Consider the following 17,907-nt stretch of genomic DNA (forward strand, 5'->3'; position numbering starts at 1 on the left):
TTGCACACAACAACAGCGGGAGTCAAGCCCCGAAGGACTTCCAGCGTCGACCACTACTGTAAGTGGTCGGCTTCGGAAGTCCTTCGGGGGTGATCATGCTGCCAGCGCGACGGAGGATTCTTCTGGGTGATCGGCGGTGTGCCGGTCGAGCCTGGCCAGCAGATCGTCCAGGTCGGCGGTGGTGAACCTCCACTGGAACGGCTGTGCCGTGGCGTTGTAGCGGTCTTCGAATGCTCGGAGTCGGTCCCCGACCTGGGCAAGGTCGGTGAAGTCGTTGGGTTGGACGACCTTGCGCTGCACGACGGAGAAGAAGATCTCCACCTGGTTCAACCAGGAGGCGTGCACGGGGGTGTGGGCCATGACCGCGTTCGGAAACGCCTTGGTGAGACGGTCGATGGCCTTCTTCCCCCGGTGGGAGGAGCCGTTGTCGACGATCCAGTAGACGCGTTTGGCGCTCGTGTAGGGCTCGGTTGTCATGACCTGGGTGACCAGGTTCATGAAGGGGACGATGCCGGTCTTTGGCTCGCAGCGGCCGAAGACCTTCGCGCGGTGGACGTCGTAGGCGGCCAGGTAGGCCAGCGCGCCGCCGCGGCCGTACTCGTGGTTGACGCGCATCGCCCGGGCCCGGCCCGGGGCCAGGGTGGGATGGCAGCGGCAGCGGGCCTGGACGGAGGTCTTCTCGTCGCCGGAGAGGACGTACTCGTCCTCGCCCAGCGGGGCACCCTCGAACGTGCGGTCGTAGAGGTCCAGGACATGCTGGGCCTTGGCGCGGAAGTCCGGGTCGCGGATGAAGATCCAGGACCGGTACTGCCAGGGCTTGAGCGCGTCCTCGCGCAACCAGCGGCGCACCGTGGACGCGGAGACGGTGTCGGTGATCCCGCGCGCAGTCAGCTCGGCGGCCAGTTCGGGGCAGGACCAGCGCGACAGTGGTACGCCTGTCTCGGCGGGTAACTGGCAGGCCAGTGCCTTGGCCTCAGCGACCTGCACAGGAGTGAACCGGGCGGGGCGTCCTGAACGCTTGCGGTCGGCCAGGGCTGGCAGCCCGCCGTGGGCGAACCGGCCGCGCCAGGTCCTGACCGTGTCCACGTGCAGGTGGGTCTCGGCAGCGATCCTGGCATTACCCCGGCCACGTGCCGCGAGGAGGACGACTGCGGCACGCTGCCGGGCTTGGTGTGGAGTCTTGTGACCGTAAGCCATCTTCTTCAGTCGGTGGCGCTCGGCGGCGGTCAGCACCACTGCCACGGCGGCGCGTATGGGCAAGTACCTGTCCCCCTGGATCCTGCGGCAGGCTGATAGACGTGAGTGATTTCGACCGCTCTTCCTTCCACTTCGTTGGATCTTCAAGGAGGTAGGAAGAGCGGGTAGTGACTGGCACGTATGACGGCCCTCCGACCGTGAGGTCGGAGGGCCGTCATGATCGTTGAAGGTTCGTCGGCGCCCAGGAAGGCGGCCGGTGGCCTGCGCGCGTGTCTCGCGTGTCACCGAGGGCCGAGGGCGCTCACGCGGCGGACCGGACCTTGATCGCGTGGCTGAGGGCGGTCTGCTCTTCGTCGGGAAGGCGACGCTCGGCGTGGAGCATGCGTAGGGCGGTGGTGATGCCCTCCTCGTCCTTGGGTGTGCCGAGGCTTCCCATGTACGGGGGCAGCAGCAGGCTCAGGGCTTCGAGGTCCGTGCGCGCGCAGAGCTTGGGGAGGAGTTCACCGACGGGGTCTTCGTGCTGCTGTGGTGCGGCCGGAGCGGTGGCACGCAGTCCTGCGGCGATGCGGTAGCGGAGCCATTGCTGGTGGGGGCCGGCTGGGACGTCGTCGATGTGCTTGGCGGCGGACTCGAAGTGTTCGCGGGCCCGCTCGATCTGGCCCAGGTCCCTGTGGGCTCGGGCCATATTGGCGTGAAGTGAGGCGTAGAAGCCGCGGACACGTTCGTCGCCGACCTTGTCGGCCCGGGTCAGGCACTCCTGGTTCCAACGCAGAGTCTCCTGCGGGGTCGGCTGGTGCCGGGCGAGATAGTGCGCGGCGATGCACGCGTCGTAGTCGTCCTCGGCCGCCTCCCACGCTTGAAGGAACAGCTCCCGCGCTCGGACATCTCGTCCTTCGGTCTCGGCCTGCATACCCTGCGCGCACAGCTGCACGACGATGTTCTCGGGATCGGTCACGGTTCTCCTGAGGTGAATGATGGTGCGGTGTTGAGGAAGAATCAGCTGGAGGTGCTGAGGGCGACGGGCATGACCAGCGTGGTGAAGCTGCCCTGGTCTGCGGAACGCACCACGACAGGCCGATCTACGGCGGAGATCTCCAACAGAACGTCGGGCCCGACACTGGCCTCCAGAGCGGGAGCCAGGACGGCGGGATCGAAACCGATCCGCTGGGGCAGATCTTCATGGCAGACCGCAGGAAGGATGGCGGCGTTGGAGTGATCGGCAAGAGAGACGACCAACGCGTCGTCGGCGAAGCCCAGAGCGACGCGTGCAGCGTCGCCGTGGCTGTTGACCGCGTCACGAAGGGCCAGACGATCCACGATCACGCGGTATTCGGGCGGGGCCAGGGCCGAGAGCATCTCGCGGTAGGCAGGGAACAGGTCATCGACCGTCACCAGGACACGGGACTCTGACGTACTGCGTGCTCGGGCGCCGTCCGGTCCGACCTGGATGGTGACCTCGTGGACTCGCGCCGCCCATTGCCCGAACTCGATCAGGTCAGCCGCGTGTACCAGCAGGCGGCAGGGCCCTCCGTCGAGTGCCGCCGGCCTCAGGACGCGCATCGACAGGCGATAACGATCGGTAGCCACCAGACGAACCTCGCCGTCATCGATCTCGATGAGGACGCAACCCAGCGCAGGGAGTTCCACGTCCGAAGCCGCGGCCGGCACCACCTGGCGTACCGCACTGGCCAACTCCACGCCGCCGATTCGCGCTTCCGTCATGCTGCCCGCAGTCGAGAGGGAACGCAGAACCACGGCGATGGCGGCCTTGGCCGTCTGCGTCTGGTCCCGCATCCTCTCCAAGTGCCGCTCCAGCACCTCTCGGCCCTCGCGCTCGGGCCCGTCGAGCACCACGGTGACCTCAGCCAGCGGCAGTCCCGCTTCTCGCAGACTGCGCAGGAGAGCGGCACGGGCCTCCTGAGCAGGACTGTAGAAGCGGTATCCCGTCGCCCCATCAACCCACGCCGGCCGCAGAACGCGGCAGTCGTCGTAGAAACGCAGGGCGCTCGGAGCGAGACCGACCCGCCGCGCGAAGGCGCTGATGCTCAGTAGTTCCGTGGTGCCGTCCATGGCCCCGATTGTCGACGTTCATCCAACTTGAAGGTCAACTCGCTCTTCGGCCGCGTTCCACGCCACCACCAGGCACGGGAGCTTCCTCAGCGTCAACCCCCGAAGGACTTCCGGAGCCGACCACTAGGGTGTGCTGCGGGCGATCGGGGGACACGTTGCGTGGTAAACGGATAGCGGGACGCTACCGTCTGGATGTACCGCTGGGTGCGGGTGGCATGGGCGAGGTCTGGCGTGCCGTGGACGAGCGGTTCGACCGGCCGGTGGCCGTCAAACTGGTCCCGGTCAGCGGTGATTCGGGCCACGCGGAACGTTTCGAGCGCGAGGCCCGAGCCGTGGGTCGTCTGTCCAGTCCCCACGTGGTGACCGTCCATGACGTGGGTGAGGCAGACGTGGACGGACAGGTGTTGGGATACCTGGTCATGGAGCTGGTCCGCGGCCGTCCGCTCGGGCCGCCGGCAGGGAAGGGCCCGTCCCGCATCTCCGATGTCGTCGACTGGAGTGGGCAAATCTGTGTCGGCCTGCAGGCCGCCCACGACGCAGGAATCACCCACCGCGACCTCAAACCGGCGAACATCCTGCTGTCCGAGTCGGGAACAGTGATCCTGCTCGACTTCGGCATCGCTCGCCTGGCGGAGTTCACCGGCAGCGCCTCGCTGACGGCGACGGGACACGCGATCGGCACCCCGGCCTACATGTCGCCGGAACAGATACGCGGCGACTCGGGTCTGGACGCGCGCAGCGACCTGTACTCCCTGGGGTGTGTGATGTACGAACTCCTCACAGGGGTCGTTCCGTTCGAGGGCCCTCACTGGTCCGTCCTGGTCAAGCACATGAACGAACAGCCCCGAACCCCGCAGGAACGCCGCGTCGAGATCCCCACGGCCCTGACCCGCCTCGTGCTCGACCTGCTCGCCAAGGCCCCGGACGACCGCCCGGTAGGCGCCGACGAAGTATGCCGACGCCTACGGGCCATCGCCGAACCGCCCACACCCGCCCGTTCCGTCCCCGTGCACCTACCCCTCACAGAACCCAGGCCCAGGCCCAGGCCGACCAAGCGCAATACCCCGCCCCGGGCCACGCCGACGCCGCGGCCCGACCCCGCAAAGGCAGCTTCCGATGACGCTGTCGAGAGCAAGAAACGGCCCAAGCGACCCGGTTGGCCGGGTACGCGCGCGGGTGCTGCGGGCGGGACACTGGTCGGACTCCAAGCGGCGTTCCTCGCGAACTGGTCGACCACCTGGGCAACTACGCTCGGCGCAACCACGGCCCTGGTCCTGATGTCCGTGCTCGGCATCGCCAGTCTTGAGGACCCGCAGACCGGTGACGACGACCACCTGGACATCCTCGTCTATCTCGCCCTCGCCGCCCTGGTCGGCGGAATCCTGTTGTTCTGGCCGTCGATTCCCTGGTGGTGGGCTCTCGTTGCGTCGATAACCACTGGGCCCGTGCTGGTCGGCTGTTCGTATCCCGTCCACAGCGTGATCCGATCCGTGACGCACCGCGATGGCGGACTGGAGAGCTACGCCTCCAGCGTTGCCGCGGTCAACGCCGTCCAATGCGGTCTTGTCCTCGCGCTCGGCCGCGGCGTCGGCGCCGTGCCCTCGTTCCTCGTGGCCTACGCGTTGTGGATGGTCGTGGCATGCGGGATCGGCGTGCTGCTTCCCCGGCCGATCATCCGACGACGCTGACCGACCGGGCCGTTCCCCCTTGGACAACCGCCACTCAGGCTGATGAACCTGTGGGTGCCGACGACGGCGGTCGTCATGGGTGGTATCTCGCCGGCCAAGGTCGGCTACAACCAGTACCTACGCTTCGCGGCACCGCTGCCGGCCACCCGACGGGCCGACGCGCGCTCGCCGGCATCCGGGAGGGTGGACGCCCACTGGTACTCGCTGCGGCCCTTCAGGCGTATCTGCTCCGACCACCAAACCGGCCGGAGCCCTTGTTCATCCCCGACGACACCGCCGCCCTGCGCCGCTTCGCCGACCGGGTGCACACCCGCGCGGCCGGCTGAACTGCGCCCGGCGGAGCGGGAGAACGGCGAAGGGCCCGGGTCGGAAGCACTCCGACCCGGGCCTCTTGTTGCCGCCTGACTCGACGTCAGACGCTACTCACGCCGTTCAGGGCGTCGCCCCCAACCGCCGCCAGGGCCGCCCGCCGTTGGGTTCGGCCAGCCCGGGTTCGACCGTGGTGTACCACTGGGCGTACCAGAACCAGCCCTTCCACGCCACGTACGCGGCCGACGAGCCGGCCGGGGCGCCGGCGAGGATGTGCGTTTCGCGCTCAGGAAGCGGTTCGCCCGGGCCTTGTCCGTGTCGCCTGGAGACGAGGACGCCCGGGCCGGGCTCGACGACCATCTGCGGGTGGATTTGTGCCGGACATTCGACGGGGCTCAGCCGGACGGGAAGCTCCGTGTCCGCGAGGTACGGGACCTGCTCCGGCGCGATCCGGAGTGTGCATTCGCCCGGAGGTGGCTCGGCGATCACTACGCGGAGAAGGCAGTCACAGCAGCGGTGCGTGGGCGTACCGACCAAGCGCGGTCCGCCGTGTGCAAGATGCTCCACTACGACGACCACGCGGGCCCGTATGACCAGGAATTCGTCGACGAGAAGCTCGTTGAACTCCTGCTGGAGGAGGCCGAACGCGCTGCGGACAAAGACACGCGTGCCGGAGCGAAGCGCCGCGTGAAACTCCTCACTGCGGCCGCCGACGTCGCGGACCGGACTCGCGTCGGCGTCAGCGGGGAGCCCACCGGACAGGAAACCCTCTTTTGACCGACGGCCCGGCCGTCCCGGACGGCGAGAGTCCCGAGTTGCCTTCCATACCCTGGTTCGGCCCCACACTGCACGAACTCGTGCCCGGCACTCCGCTTGGCGCCCGTCCTCCGTTGCTCCGCAAACAGGCAGCGCAGGCGCAAACCGCGGCTCGGCGCGATCCGGTACAGACCGAGCGCATCCGCCGGGCCGACCAGAACTCCCGCAGCGTCGTCGACGCCGTCGTCGCCGAAATGCTCACCCCACCCCTTCCCGATCGCGCTTCCGAGGAATGCATGTGAACAGTTCCTCCCCGGCCGCCATCACTGGCCCCCTGTCCGAGTGCGACAAACTGCGCCGCCGAGTCGAGGCGCTGTCACGCAAGCGGGACGAGGCCGAGGCCCGACTGCGAGCCTTTTCGGTGACGGAACCGTGTCGCATGTTGTGGACCCCATGCTGGCCGTCGCCCACGGGGCGGCCGTGGAAGCCGGCCTGCTCGACACCCTCGACTGCCCCGCCGTGACCTGCACCACCGAGCGCATCCCCGCCACCGCCGACGCCTGCCCGGACTGCGCCACTTCGCTCCTAGGCGCCCCGACGGTGGACTGTCCGGGCTGCCACGTGCCCGCCCCCGAAGGCAGTGCCGGCTGCGCTGTCTGCGCCGCAGACCTGTCCGGATTGCACGGCTCAACCGCACCCGAGTGCTCGCCGTCGTGAGTCGGAAGGCGTACGAACTCCATTACCGCTACGTGGATTTCCTGAAGACCTGGGACAAGGAGGTCACCTCCGCAGAGCGCGACGCCCTGACCGATGCCATGGCGGACCTGGTGCCCTCGGCAGGGGCGAACCCCTGGGCCGTTCCTTGGACGGAGTGCTCGACTCGGCCCGCGACACATTGGAGGTGTGTGAACAGACTCGGAGTGCCGGGGCTCGAGTAAACGTCGTCGCCCGGTACGGGCGTGGGCTGCTACCGCTGCCGCTCCTGGAGAGGCTGCGGAAGGCCGGCGAAGCGGTGGGGGACGCGCGCAGGGCCATGGACGTCGAGAAGATGCGAGCTGCCGCGGAACAGGCCGAGGACCTCTGCACCGGAGTCGATCCGGCGATCCACACCGCGATCCTCACCATCCGCTTGGCCGAGCAGGACTCATACCCGACGTCGCTCCGCAAGGAAATCCTGGCAGCCCGCGATGCCCTGCGCGACGCAGTGAAGCACGGCGATCAGGACGCCCAGGACGCCCAGCTCGTACACCTCGGGCGTCTCGCCGAGCGAGGCCGTGGTCAGTTCACGGACGTGGTCGCCGCGTCTTCGGCCGGGGGCGTGCTGCCGTCCCGACGGTGAAGGCGCCGTGAGGAGTGCTGCGGTGCCGGACCTTCCCAGGCGGCGACGGTACGCGCCTCTGGGCCTCACTCGTCATGGACACGCCTGTCAGCCCCGCCAATTGGCTCGGCATCCGTCGCCCTTGTCGGCCCAGGGCCGGCTGTCGGCGGACGCGGGTGGTCATGACGCAACAGGCCATGTGAAGGTCCTCCGGCGGTGTGGTCGGTGGCGGCGTCCGTCTCGGCGTTGGCGACGCTTTCGGAACGAGTCCCATCAGGTTCGTGCACGTTCGGTGACGTACGCCGCCGTTGTCACGCAGTTCGTCACGCAGGACCGCCCGCGCATGCGCCGTCCGGTTGAGTTGAGGAGACAGAGCTGTCGGACGGTCTCGTAACCTCTGCTCATGACGATCGGCGATGAGGCCCATGGTGCGGAATCTGCGGCGAAGTCCGCCCCACAGTCGGCCCATTGGGTCCGCGAGGCTCCGCGCGGCGGGACGGGCCGCCGGTATGACGCGGTCCCACTGGGTCACGCCTCGGCGGCGACCGGTGCGCCTTCCTCGCGTTGCCGGCCGCTCGGGGTGTGGCGGCTTCGGCGTGTGCGCTCGTCTCGGCACCATGTGTAGTCTCTTCGTTGCACGTGGCGGCGGACCGGTGGAGGCCGAGGGTCCCAATCCGGGAGAACGGGCAGTGGTAACTCGCTCGTCAGGCTCGTGCGTGGGTACGGGGATCAGTGCGTCATCGGGGGAAGGGTGCGAAGTGATCGAGCTTGCGGAGATGATCCGTGATCTACGGCGCGAGTTGACCGACGCGATGGAGCATGGCGCGGGCGAACGCCTGCGCTTCGAGTTGGGGCCGGTCGAGATCACCGCCACCGTCACGGTCACCCGCGAGGCCGGTGCCGGTGCCAAGGTGCGCTTTTGGGTGGTCGAGGCAGACGCGCAGGGCCGACGGGGCCAGGAGCACACTCAACAGATCTCGCTCACCCTCCAGCCGAGACTGGCAGGTACGAACGCACCACCGCTCATCTCCGGAGAGCAGGCCCACGGAGAGCGCTGACCACGCGATGGCAATGCAGGCGGGAGTGACGCCTGGGCGGGTTGCGGAGATCATCGTGGCCCTGGGCGACGGGGGCGGTCGGCGTGGATCGGGTTACCTGATCGGACCCGGGCGGGTGCTGACGGCTGCTCATGTGATCGCCGGAGCGGTGGCGGTGCGGGTGCGCTTCGACGCGGATCGGCCCGGCGCGCGCGAGCTGGTCGGCGAGCCGGCGTGGGCCGACGAACGGACCGACGTGGCCGTGCTGCTCGTGCCGGGCGAGGACCGGCCACCGGTGCGATTCGGTCGTCTCGATGGGCACGAACTCCCTTACGAATGCCGAGCGGTGGGCTTCCCTCGGTTCAAGCTGCGAGCGGACCCACGGGACGGATCCCGGTACCGGGACATGTGCGACGCGTTCGGCACGCTCGCCCCGCTCTCGAATCGTCGCGAGGGCACCCTGTCGATCGCCGTGACCCCGCCCGACCGCGACGTGGATCCCAGGGCGTCACCCTGGGAAGGCATGTCCGGTGCGCTGGTATGGGTCGCCGGACACGTCGTCGGCATCGTCAGCCGACACCATCGCCCGGACGGGTTGGGCACCCTGGCCGCCGTGTCGGCCGAGCGGTGGGCGGACGGAGTCGACGCGGCGCGCGTGGCGGCGTTGGAAGACCTCCTCGGCACCTCCCTCCACCCTGACCGGCTGCCATGCGTACCGGTTCCACCCGGTCCCGGGCGAACGCCGAACCCCTCCCCGGCGTCCGCGAGAATCGTGGTCGCCACGAGCGACGCCGCCACACCCCCGAGGCCGGCCGCCGGTTGGCACGGCGGCACGGAGGTCGATGTGGAAGGGCATCGATATCTGCTGCACAGCGAGCACCTGGACGACGCGTTCTGCGCCGTCCGCTCGGTACACGTGCGCCGGGCCCGGGGACTGTGCCTGACTCGGGGCCAAGGACGTTCCTCGGCCGGGGGATACGTGTGGCTGCACCGTGTCGACGCCCGCACCGACGGGCCCGACGCGCGTACCGCACTGCGCGAACTCGCCGCCGAGTACGGCCTGATCGACGAGCTCGGTCCCATCCCGGGTCTGCCGATACCGATCGCGGTGACCGGCGGACGCGGCACGTCGACCCTGGTGCTGGGTTGGCCGCCGGCCCGCCTTGGTGGCGGCCCCGGCGAGACGCTCGCCGAGGTGTGTGGCGCATGGGCCGCGCCTGTGGACCCCTGGCGGACCGCACGCCTGCTCGCGGGCCTGGGCGGACTCTGCGCGACCTTGGCACCGCTGCACCGTCGAGGGATCGGTCATCGTCGGCTCGCCGCGAACGGCATCATCGCGCTCGACGACGGTCGACTCGTGCTTCGTGACCTGGGCCTCGCCGTGAGGGAGCCCAGATCGGGCGAAGCACCGGTCGGACACCCGGCTCCCGAGCAGAGCCGACGCCGCGGATCGGGCACGCCCGGGCCGCACACGGACGTGTACCGGCTCGCCGCGATCGCGTACCACCTGGTGACGGGCCGGGCACCGAACCCGATCGCCCCCACGCCCGGGGCGATCCTCGGGCCGGACCTGCCGGCATCGCTCGGTCGAGCCCTGGTGCAGGGTCTGGCGGCCGACCCGCGATCCCGTCCGGACATCGGGGAGTTCGCCGCAGCCTTGACCGCCGTCCGAGACGAACTCGCCTGACGACGCTCCGCCGGAACGAAGGAGTAGAGGAGCACCCATGCCGATCCACCTCGTTGAACTACCCGGGGCCGTCACGCTGGTCCCGGGAAAGACGCTGGACGGACAACTGCGTCGGCAAGCGAGTAATCCGCACGTTCCCGTCGACCTCCGCGCGCTGATCGACTACCTGAACGGCCGCACCGACGGAGTGCCGGCCGCCCTCGACGAACCCAGGTCCGGCAGCACCGACAAGAGCATGGTCTTGTTCGGACCCTCCTACGTCGTACGCCTGTTCCCCACCCGGCGCCGCGACGGATACACGATCGCCGGGATATACCCGCTGCGTATCGCCGACCACCGCCGGCTCGCCGACCGCTACCTCCGCGTACGCCCGCCACTCTGGCGGTCGGTGCACGAGCCACGACAGATCCCGACCCATTCCGACGCGCACTGGCCCCGCCTCGACGCCGAATGGACCAGGCTGCTCGCGGCGCACTCCACCGCCCATGGCGTGCCCACCCCAACGGCCCGGTCGACGCGCCTGCTGGAAACCCTCGACCGGCTGATCGACGCCACCGAGCGGATCGACAGCGAGAAGACGCGCGCCGCCCCGCCGTTCCCGTACCGCGACGTAAGTGCGACCGGCGAGCGACGACAGGGCACCCGGGCGGTGTACCGATTCCACCTCGCCGGCGGGCGGACTCCCCAGGAAGGCACCTTCGTCCAACTGCGAGGTGGGTCGGAGCGGCGCGGTCAAGTTGTCCGGGTCGTCGCCGAGGGCGGCCACGAGGTCGCGACCGTGCGCTTCGACGAGCCCGTCGCGTGGGACGACCTCGTGCCCCAGGGGGAACTGGAGGTGACCCCGACCAATGTCGTCTACCGCAAACAGCGTGAAGCGGTCGCCCGGCTGCGGACCGGTCAGGAAGCCAATGCGGCGCTCCTGCCCGTGCTCACCGAGCGCCGGGTGCAGCCGTTTCGGGCGGCCGACACACGGCCTGCCGAGCCGCTCGATCCCGACCAACTCACGGCCTACCAAAAAGCGTTGACCGTTCCCGACCTGCTCATCGTGCTCGGCCCTCCGGGGACCGGCAAGACACGGACGATCAGCGAGATCGTACGATCCAGCGCAATTGCGGCGCCGCCCCAGCGCATTCTGGTCACGTCGCATACACATCGCGCGGTGGACAACGTGCTGGCCCGGCTGCCTCGCGAACTCGTGATCGTGCGCGTGGGCCACGAGAACAGCGTCACCGCAGAGGGCAAGCCGTACCTTCTCGACCGCCAGATCGCCGACCTGCGTGGCGAGATCCTCGGCCGCACCGCGAACGCGCCGGACGCGTGCACGGATCCCGAAAACGCCGCGCCTTGGGCCGACCAACTCTCGCTGTGCGTGGATGAGCTCGCGACACTGACCGAACAGGCGGCCCGAGCCCGTGCGGATCTCGACGTGAAGCGCCGTGCGGTCGGCGGACCGGCGCGCGACGCCGCGGTTGCGTGGACCGACCGGCTCGCCTTGGCGCGCGACGCGGCGGAGGGACACCGTGGGCACATCGAGACTCGCGTCCGACGACACGACAAGGTCGCCTCGCGCGCCGGTATGCCGATGCTCGGGGGCCTCTTTGCGCGTCGCGCCCGCAGGCTGCGCGCGCGGCTGGACGCGCTGTTCGTTCGGGCCGCGGAGCTCGACGCGGTCGTCGCCGACGCCCGGGCCGAACTCGATGTCGCCGAACGCGCTGCCCTCGCGGAGGCCGACGCCGCCCCGACGGTGCGTGCCGCCGTGGCCGTGCTCGCGGCCACCCGGCAGGAGCGGCAGGCGGCCCACGACGGCGCTCGGGTCGCGGCCCGCGAGACGTGCGCGGCGCTCGGCCCGGCGGAGGGACTGACGCCGCCCTACGACCCAACCGACCCGGACCCGAGCGGGCGCAGGCTCGGCGAACTGTGCGCGTGGCTGCACGCGCACATGCCGCTGATCGCCGCGCGGGCACACCTGCGCGAGCAATGGCACGAGGCCGTCAGCGGCGAGACCGACCAACTGCACCCGGAACTGATCCGTTACGCGGACGTGATCGCCGCGACTTGTATCGGCGTGGCCTCCCGGCCGGAACTCGCCGAGCTCGACTTCGACCTCGCGATCGTCGACGAGGCCGGACAGATCGGCGTCGCCGACGTGCTGGTACCCCTGGTCCGGGCGAAGCGCGGGGTCCTGGTCGGCGACGAGCGCCAACTTCCGCCCTTCCTGGACACGGACGTCGAGAGATGGGGCGCCGATGCCGACGAGGAGACCCGGGACCTGCTCGCGAAGAGTGCCCTCGAACTGCTCCTGGCCGGCCTGCCCCGCAGCCACGTCGTGCAACTCACCCGCCAGCGCCGGATGCCGGCCGAGGTCTGCGGCTTCATCTCCGAGAGGTTCTACGGCGGCAACCTGCACACTGCTGCGGTCCACCACGAGCACCGGGACCCGCTCTTCACCGCCCCTATGGTGTTCGTGGACACCGCGAGACTGCCACCGGGCCGGCGGTACGAGCAGTCCGGTGGCACCGCGGAGGACGGGAACATCCCCGGCTCCAGCAACGCGACCGAGGGCGAACTCCTGGTCGAATTGGCGTGTTTCTACCACCGCCGAGGCGCCGAATGGGCGATCATCGTGCCTTATCGCGCGCAAGTGGACCTGATCACGCGCGCCTTGGCGGGCCGGATCGGCGATCTCGACGTCGCTCGGCACAATGTCGGCACCGTCGACTCGTTCCAGGGCGGCGAACGCGATGTGATCCTGTACGGCTTTACCCGAAGCAACCCGAAAGGCAACGTGGGCTTCCTGCGTGAACTGCGCCGGATCAACGTTGCGTTCACCCGGGTCAAGCGGCAACTTGTCCTCGTCGGTGACGCCGAGACCATCGGAAACGCTGATGATCCGGAGTTCCGCAAGCTCGCGGAGGCGCTGCGGGTGCACCTCGTGGCCCGGGGCGAGATTCTGCAGTACCTCGACGTGCGGAAACGGTTGGCCGACTTCGACACGGACTGGAGGCGGGCGTGAGTACCCGATCCCGAGCGCAGGCCACACCGAAGTGGCTGATCCCATACCCGGAGACGCGCGCGGTCGAGCATGCGGCGTTCGTCGAAGGCATCGCGCCCACCGGTGTATTCCCGGTGCTGCTCCCGGTGTGGTCCGTCGAAATCCGGGCCACCGTGACCGAAGGGAAGCCCTACGACCTGATCGACCACTACCTTGAACGCGCCATCGACGAAGGCCACCTGGATACGGTCCACAGCCTGGCTCGATTCCTCGGCCTCGACGCGGTGTTGGTGGATCGTGCGTTGCGCTCGCTGGTCGCGATCGACCATGTCGTCCGCACCGGGAACACTGTGGAACTCACCGAACTCGGTCGTCGATCGGTGCGCGCGGGAACCCGCTACGTGGTGACGCGCGGGGATCGGCGCAGGCTGTACTTCGACGCGTTCGGGTCGCGGCCGCTGACTCGGCGCTACTACGCGGGCGATCCGGTGACCCTGCTGTCCGGCAGCGAACTCGACGCCGCCCACGCCGGCCGGAACGGGCAACGATTCACCCTGCTCGTGAGCACGCACGGGTTCGCCCGGGACGCGCTCGCCCGGTTGAGCGCGAGCCCGGAACGCGACCGCTACAACCTGCCCGCCCGGATCGACCAGCCCCAAAGCCTCGGCGAGGAAATGGTCTTCCTGCCGGTCTACATCGTGCGCGGGTGGGAGGGCGGTCCGGGCGGTCGGCTACGCCATCTCGTGTACGGCCAGGCGGGCGACGAAGCCGACCCGGATCTGAGCGCGATGGTGCAGGAGACAGTCGAGATCGTGTCCGCAGTGGCGTCGGAGCAGGCTGATCCCGAGCGCGCCCAGGTATGGATGCGTGAGAAGCACCCCTTTGCCACAGGCCCGGAGGCACTCGACCGCGGGGGGTGGCGCGCTACCTTACCTCCCGAGTCCTTCGGCCCGAACGCGTCCTTCACACTCACCAAGGTCGGCTCGTTCATGCGACATTCGGGGTGTCTCTTCCAACTGTGGTGCGCGGACCCGGGAACCAGGCGCCGAGCCTTGGTCGAGCGGATGGACGAGTACCTCGGCGCGCGCAGTCGTCCCAGCCGCGACGACGTGGACGATCGCCTCGCGCGGATCGCCGAACAATTGGACCTCAACGGCACCGATCGGGCGGAACTCCATCGCTTGGCACACCTGTACGCCCGCGGCGACCTGGCCGCGCGACTGGACGAACTCGCGGCCCACTGAGGCAAGTCGTCCAGGCGTCCTGGCGTGCGGCGGCCGGCCGCACTCAAGCACGAACGACGGAAGATCACTTCCAGTGATCGACACAGGTCAAAGCTCCCCATGGTCGTCACATCTCCGATACGTGGCGCGCCGTCGCAGCTTCGGGAGCACTGGGCCTGGATCGGCTTCTTCATGGAACGTGAACATCTGCCGGAGATGAGCCGTCGTGACCTCGACGCCGGTGATCGCTTTCGTCGCGCAGTCGATGAACCACGTGATGTACGGGTGGACGAGGTCGCCGTCGGCGTCGACGCGCAGCGGCGCTTGGACGTGGTGGGCCTCCCGGACGTGGTTGCGCCAGGTGCGGGGGCGTTTGGCGAACACGTCCAGAGCGCGGGCGGCTTCGGGGCCTTTGCGGTGGCCGGCCCGCTCCCCGCGGTCAGGTTCCGGCGGGTCGCGCGCAGGAACGTCGACGGGGAGGGCACCGGATCCAACACCGGGACCGCGTCCGAGGGTGCGCCGCCCGGAAGCGTCGGGTTGTCCGTCGGTCGTGCCGATGTCGGTGCGGCGTGGTCGCGGGCAAACAGGGTTCGCGGGCTGACGCCATCACCGATTCCAGAAGGTCGCTCCTCCGGGCGACGCCGATGTCAGGTGTGGCGAAGCAGGCGGATGCACCACCAGACGGGCGAGTGTCCGCCTGTCCCCGTGCGGTGGGCACCGCGACATCGCGGTCGACCGCGCTCCGGAAGCCGCGTCGGGCAGCGCGGGCGCCGATGTCAACCACGTCCGCCTGGCACCAGATGTATTCACCCGTGAGGTCCACTCCGCCCCGCCGGATGAGATCCAGCGAGGCGGATCTACCCACAGCGCCGCCGGGCGGGAGGGGGCCGGTACGGGTCAGAGTGCGGTTGGGCGGCGGGCGAGTGCCAGAGGAGCGGCGGCCGTCAGAGCTGCGATGGTGACGGCCAACGCAAGGGCGTCGGTGGATGCGCCGAGGCCGGCCAGTGGGGCGGCCAGGCCGCCGATGACGAACTGCGAGAGGCCGAGCAATGCCGAAGCGGTGCCGGCGGTGGCGGGTTCGCAGCGGTCCAAGGCCAAGGCGACGCTATTCGACATTGTCAACCCGATCGAGGATACGACGGCGAAGAAGCCGGCCAGCAAAGGCCACAGGCCGAACCCGCACAGCACGGTGGCCAGGATCAGGAGGCCGCCGGCCGCCGACAGCGCGAGGCCCGCGGCGAGGAGTACGCGGGGGCCGAAGCGGTCCTGGCGGGCCGCGAGGAGGCCGGTCAGGATGATCCCCGTGCCGTTCACGGCGAAGACCACGGCGAACTGCAGTTCGCTCAGCCCGTGGAGATCCTGGAGGACGAACGGCGAGCCGGCGATGTACGCGAACATCGCCGCGAAGGACAGCCCGCCCGCGAGCATGTACCGGGTGAAGTCGCGGTCCCGGGCCACGGCGGCGACGGTACGCAGCATCGGTGCGGTCGACGGCGCCGACGCCGTCTCGGGCAGCCGCCAGATCGCCGCGACCAGCACCGCACCGGCGATCGCAATGACCACGAAGAGGCCGCGCCAGGGCATGACGTGCAAGAGCAGGCCGCCGGCCAGCGGGGACAGGACCGGGGCGATGCCGCTGATCTGCGTCAGGGCGGCGAAGAGGCGGGCCGCGGCGGCTCCTTCGTACAGGTCGCGGACGACGGCTCGGGCGATGACGATCGCCGCGCCGCCCGCCAGGCCTTGGAGCAGCCGGGCGGCGATCAGCAGCGGCAGCGAGGGAGCCGCGACGCACAGCAGGGAACCGAGCGTGTACGCCACGACGCCGATCCGGAGCGGGAGCCGCCGGCCGTACCGGTCGCTCGGCGGTCCGACCGCGGCCTGGCCGAGGGCGAGGCCGACGAGGCAGGCGGTCAGCGTGAGTTGGACTGCGGACGCGTCGGAGTGCAGGTCGCGGCCCAGTTCGGGCAGGGCGGGCAGGTACAGGTCGATCGACAACGGGCCGAGTGCGGAGAGCGACCCGAGGATGAGGGCGAGTCGGGGCACGGGGGCTCGCGGCACGGTGGTCCGGGGTTCTGCGGCCACGGTCATGACGGCTCCAGGGGCAGGCCCCCGCCGCGTCCGCGCGGCTGGACGCGGCGGGGGATCGGTCGTCAGACCAGGGCAGGGACGGAAGCGGGTACGGCGGCGGGGGCGGTGCGGGCGGCCTGTTCCGCGACCCGACGACCCAGGTGTTCGGCGGTGGCCAGGTCGGAGGGGTGTGCGGCCTCCGGCCCCTCGTCGCCGTTCGACTGGGCGGCGGCGCCCAGCCACACTCCGAGGCGGTTCAGATCGAACTCGGAAGCCTGGCTGGAGTTCCAGCCCGGCAGCAGGCCGAGGCTGACCCAGAGCATGCTGTGCTGCGCGGCGTACAGCGACAACGTCTGGAGCGCGTGCAGCTTGTCGCCGGACTTGGCGCCCGAGTTGACGAAGCCCGCGGCGAGCTTGTCCGCCCACAGCTGGTTCTTCCATCGGCCGCTGGACTGCTCCATGAACAGCTTGAACCTGGCCGCGACGTCGCCCAGATACGTGGGGGAGCCGAAGACGATCGCGTCGGCAGCGTCGAGCAGCTGCCACTGTTCGTCGGTGACGGTGTCGACGGCGACGAGGTGGACCGCGGTTCCGGAGACCGAGGCGGCACCGTCCCGTACGGCTTCGGCGAAGCGTGCGGTGTGGCCGTAGCCGCTGAAGTAGGCGATGGCGACTGAGGTCATGGTCATTTCCCGTTCCGGTCGAGGAAATCGGCGATGAGAGGAGCGATCTCGGGGAGCTTTTCCTCAAGGGCGAAGTGACCGGTGTCGAATACGTGGACCTCGGCGGCGGGCAGGTCCTGGAGATAGGCGTGGGCGCCGGCCTCGGGGAAGAATGCGTCGTCGCGGCCCCACAGGATCAGCGTCGGCGGCTGATTCTCGCGCAGCCACTGCTGCCATGCGGGATAGCGTTCGATATTGGTGTGGTAGTCCAAGGCCAGGTCGACCTGGATCTCCTTGCGCCCGGGCAGATCGAGAAAGTGCTGGTCGAGCGTCCAGCCGTCCGGGGCGATCCGGGCCGGGTCCGCGGCGCCGCCCTCGTACTGGCTGCGCGTCACGGGCAGGACCAGGATCTCCCGCACCCGGTCCTCGGCTCCCTCGACACCGAGCCGGTTCGCCGCCATCCCGCGGGCGAGATCGCTCAGGCCCTCGTCGTAGGCATTGGCATTCTGGACGACCAGGCCGGCGAACCATTCGGGGCGCCGGGCGGCCAGCCGCAGTCCCACCGGTCCGCCGAAATCGAACAGGTAGGCCACGAATCGGTCGAGAGCGAGAGCCAGGCAGAATCCTTCGACGGTGTCCGTGATCCGTTCGAACGAATACCGCGACGCGGTCCGGTCGGGATCGTCGCTGTGGCCGAATCCGGGATAGTCCGGTGCTATCAGCCGGTACCGGGTGCCGAGTGCGTCGATCAGCCGGCGGAACTGGTGAGAGGCGGACGGAAAACCGTGCAGCAGAAGCAGCACGGGAGCATCGGCGGGACCCGCTTCGCGATAGAAGACGCGGGTGTCGCCGACATCGACGTAGCGGTGTGCCACGTCGGGAAAAGACGCCAGGGCCATGG

General features: G+C 69.5%; 17 protein-coding genes. 9 read left to right on the forward strand and 8 right to left on the reverse strand.

From position 1 onward, the window contains the following. Nucleotides 1-93 precede the first annotated feature (93 nt). The 3 genes from ABZS54_RS27200 to ABZS54_RS27210 all read right to left on the reverse strand — a co-directional run bounded on the left by ABZS54_RS27200 (nt 94) and on the right by ABZS54_RS27210 (nt 3,267). Nucleotides 94-1,260 (reverse strand): IS630 family transposase, encoded by a 1,167-nt coding sequence (locus ABZS54_RS27200; RefSeq protein ID WP_355541391.1) that lies wholly within the window; start codon nt 1,258-1,260, stop codon nt 94-96. 238 nt (nt 1,261-1,498) lie between these two features. Then, on the reverse strand, nt 1,499-2,152 hold the full coding sequence (locus ABZS54_RS27205) for a hypothetical protein (protein WP_355541394.1): 654 nt from the start codon (nt 2,150-2,152) through the stop codon (nt 1,499-1,501). A gap of 41 nt (nt 2,153-2,193) precedes the next feature. Continuing rightward, nucleotides 2,194-3,267: a MerR family transcriptional regulator gene (locus ABZS54_RS27210; RefSeq protein WP_355541397.1), complete on the reverse strand. Its 1,074-nt coding sequence runs from the start codon at nt 3,265-3,267 to the stop codon at nt 2,194-2,196. Nucleotides 3,268-3,395: 128 nt separating this feature from the next. Here ABZS54_RS27210 and ABZS54_RS27215 point away from each other — a divergent pair, with 128 nt between their 5' ends. Further along, complete coding sequence (locus ABZS54_RS27215) at nt 3,396-4,955, forward strand: serine/threonine-protein kinase (RefSeq protein WP_355541400.1); 1,560 nt, start codon at nt 3,396-3,398, stop codon at nt 4,953-4,955. Nucleotides 4,956-5,387: 432 nt separating this feature from the next. On the opposite strand, the gene ABZS54_RS27220 is transcribed toward ABZS54_RS27215, so the two are convergent. Then, nucleotides 5,388-5,624 carry a hypothetical protein gene (locus tag ABZS54_RS27220; protein WP_355541403.1) on the reverse strand — a complete coding sequence of 79 codons (237 nt, stop codon included), beginning with the start codon at nt 5,622-5,624 and terminating at the stop codon, nt 5,388-5,390. Between the two features lie 198 nt (nt 5,625-5,822). Here ABZS54_RS27220 and ABZS54_RS27225 point away from each other — a divergent pair, with 198 nt between their 5' ends. From ABZS54_RS27225 to ABZS54_RS27260, 8 genes are all read left to right on the forward strand, one after another. Then, entirely contained in the window at nt 5,823-6,041 is a 219-nt protein-coding gene (locus ABZS54_RS27225; RefSeq protein ID WP_355541406.1) for a hypothetical protein, read from the forward strand. Between the two features lie 38 nt (nt 6,042-6,079). Then, nucleotides 6,080-6,322 carry a hypothetical protein gene (locus tag ABZS54_RS27230; RefSeq protein WP_355541409.1) on the forward strand — a complete coding sequence of 81 codons (243 nt, stop codon included), beginning with the start codon at nt 6,080-6,082 and terminating at the stop codon, nt 6,320-6,322. A 130-nt stretch (nt 6,323-6,452) separates the two neighbouring features. Beyond that, a complete protein-coding gene (locus ABZS54_RS27235) occupies nt 6,453-6,737 on the forward strand; it encodes a hypothetical protein (RefSeq protein WP_355541412.1) in 285 nt (94 codons plus the stop codon). A 331-nt stretch (nt 6,738-7,068) separates the two neighbouring features. Next, on the forward strand, nt 7,069-7,359 hold the full coding sequence (locus ABZS54_RS27240; protein ID WP_355541415.1) for a hypothetical protein: 291 nt from the start codon (nt 7,069-7,071) through the stop codon (nt 7,357-7,359). A 737-nt stretch (nt 7,360-8,096) separates the two neighbouring features. Further along, entirely contained in the window at nt 8,097-8,396 is a 300-nt protein-coding gene (locus tag ABZS54_RS27245; RefSeq protein WP_355541418.1) for a trypco2 family protein, read from the forward strand. Between the two features lie 55 nt (nt 8,397-8,451). Then, a complete protein-coding gene (locus tag ABZS54_RS27250; RefSeq protein ID WP_355541421.1) occupies nt 8,452-10,062 on the forward strand; it encodes a trypsin-like peptidase domain-containing protein in 1,611 nt (536 codons plus the stop codon). A gap of 37 nt (nt 10,063-10,099) precedes the next feature. Continuing rightward, complete coding sequence (locus ABZS54_RS27255; RefSeq protein WP_355541424.1) at nt 10,100-13,075, forward strand: AAA domain-containing protein; 2,976 nt, start codon at nt 10,100-10,102, stop codon at nt 13,073-13,075. After that, nucleotides 13,072-14,298, forward strand: coding sequence for a hypothetical protein (locus ABZS54_RS27260; RefSeq protein WP_355541427.1), 1,227 nt, complete (start codon nt 13,072-13,074; stop codon nt 14,296-14,298). The genes ABZS54_RS27255 and ABZS54_RS27260 overlap by 4 nt, the downstream gene beginning before the upstream one ends. An 87-nt stretch (nt 14,299-14,385) precedes the next feature. Here the strand turns inward: ABZS54_RS27260 and ABZS54_RS27265 are convergent, their stop codons facing one another. The 4 genes from ABZS54_RS27265 to ABZS54_RS27280 form a co-directional block, all read right to left on the reverse strand. Further along, nucleotides 14,386-14,661 carry a hypothetical protein gene (locus ABZS54_RS27265; RefSeq protein ID WP_355541430.1) on the reverse strand — a complete coding sequence of 92 codons (276 nt, stop codon included), beginning with the start codon at nt 14,659-14,661 and terminating at the stop codon, nt 14,386-14,388. Nucleotides 14,662-15,174: 513 nt separating this feature from the next. Beyond that, on the reverse strand, nt 15,175-16,365 hold the full coding sequence (locus tag ABZS54_RS27270) for a multidrug effflux MFS transporter (protein WP_355541433.1): 1,191 nt from the start codon (nt 16,363-16,365) through the stop codon (nt 15,175-15,177). A 62-nt stretch (nt 16,366-16,427) separates the two neighbouring features. Beyond that, nucleotides 16,428-17,033, reverse strand: coding sequence for a flavodoxin family protein (locus tag ABZS54_RS27275; RefSeq protein WP_355541436.1), 606 nt, complete (start codon nt 17,031-17,033; stop codon nt 16,428-16,430). Beyond that, a complete protein-coding gene (locus ABZS54_RS27280; protein WP_355541439.1) occupies nt 17,030-17,905 on the reverse strand; it encodes an alpha/beta hydrolase in 876 nt (291 codons plus the stop codon). Before ABZS54_RS27280 ends, ABZS54_RS27275 begins: the two co-directional genes overlap by 4 nt. Nucleotides 17,906-17,907 lie beyond the last annotated feature (2 nt).

This window comes from Embleya sp. NPDC005575 (genome assembly GCF_040605455.1).
GTDB lineage: Bacteria > Actinomycetota > Actinomycetes > Streptomycetales > Streptomycetaceae > Embleya.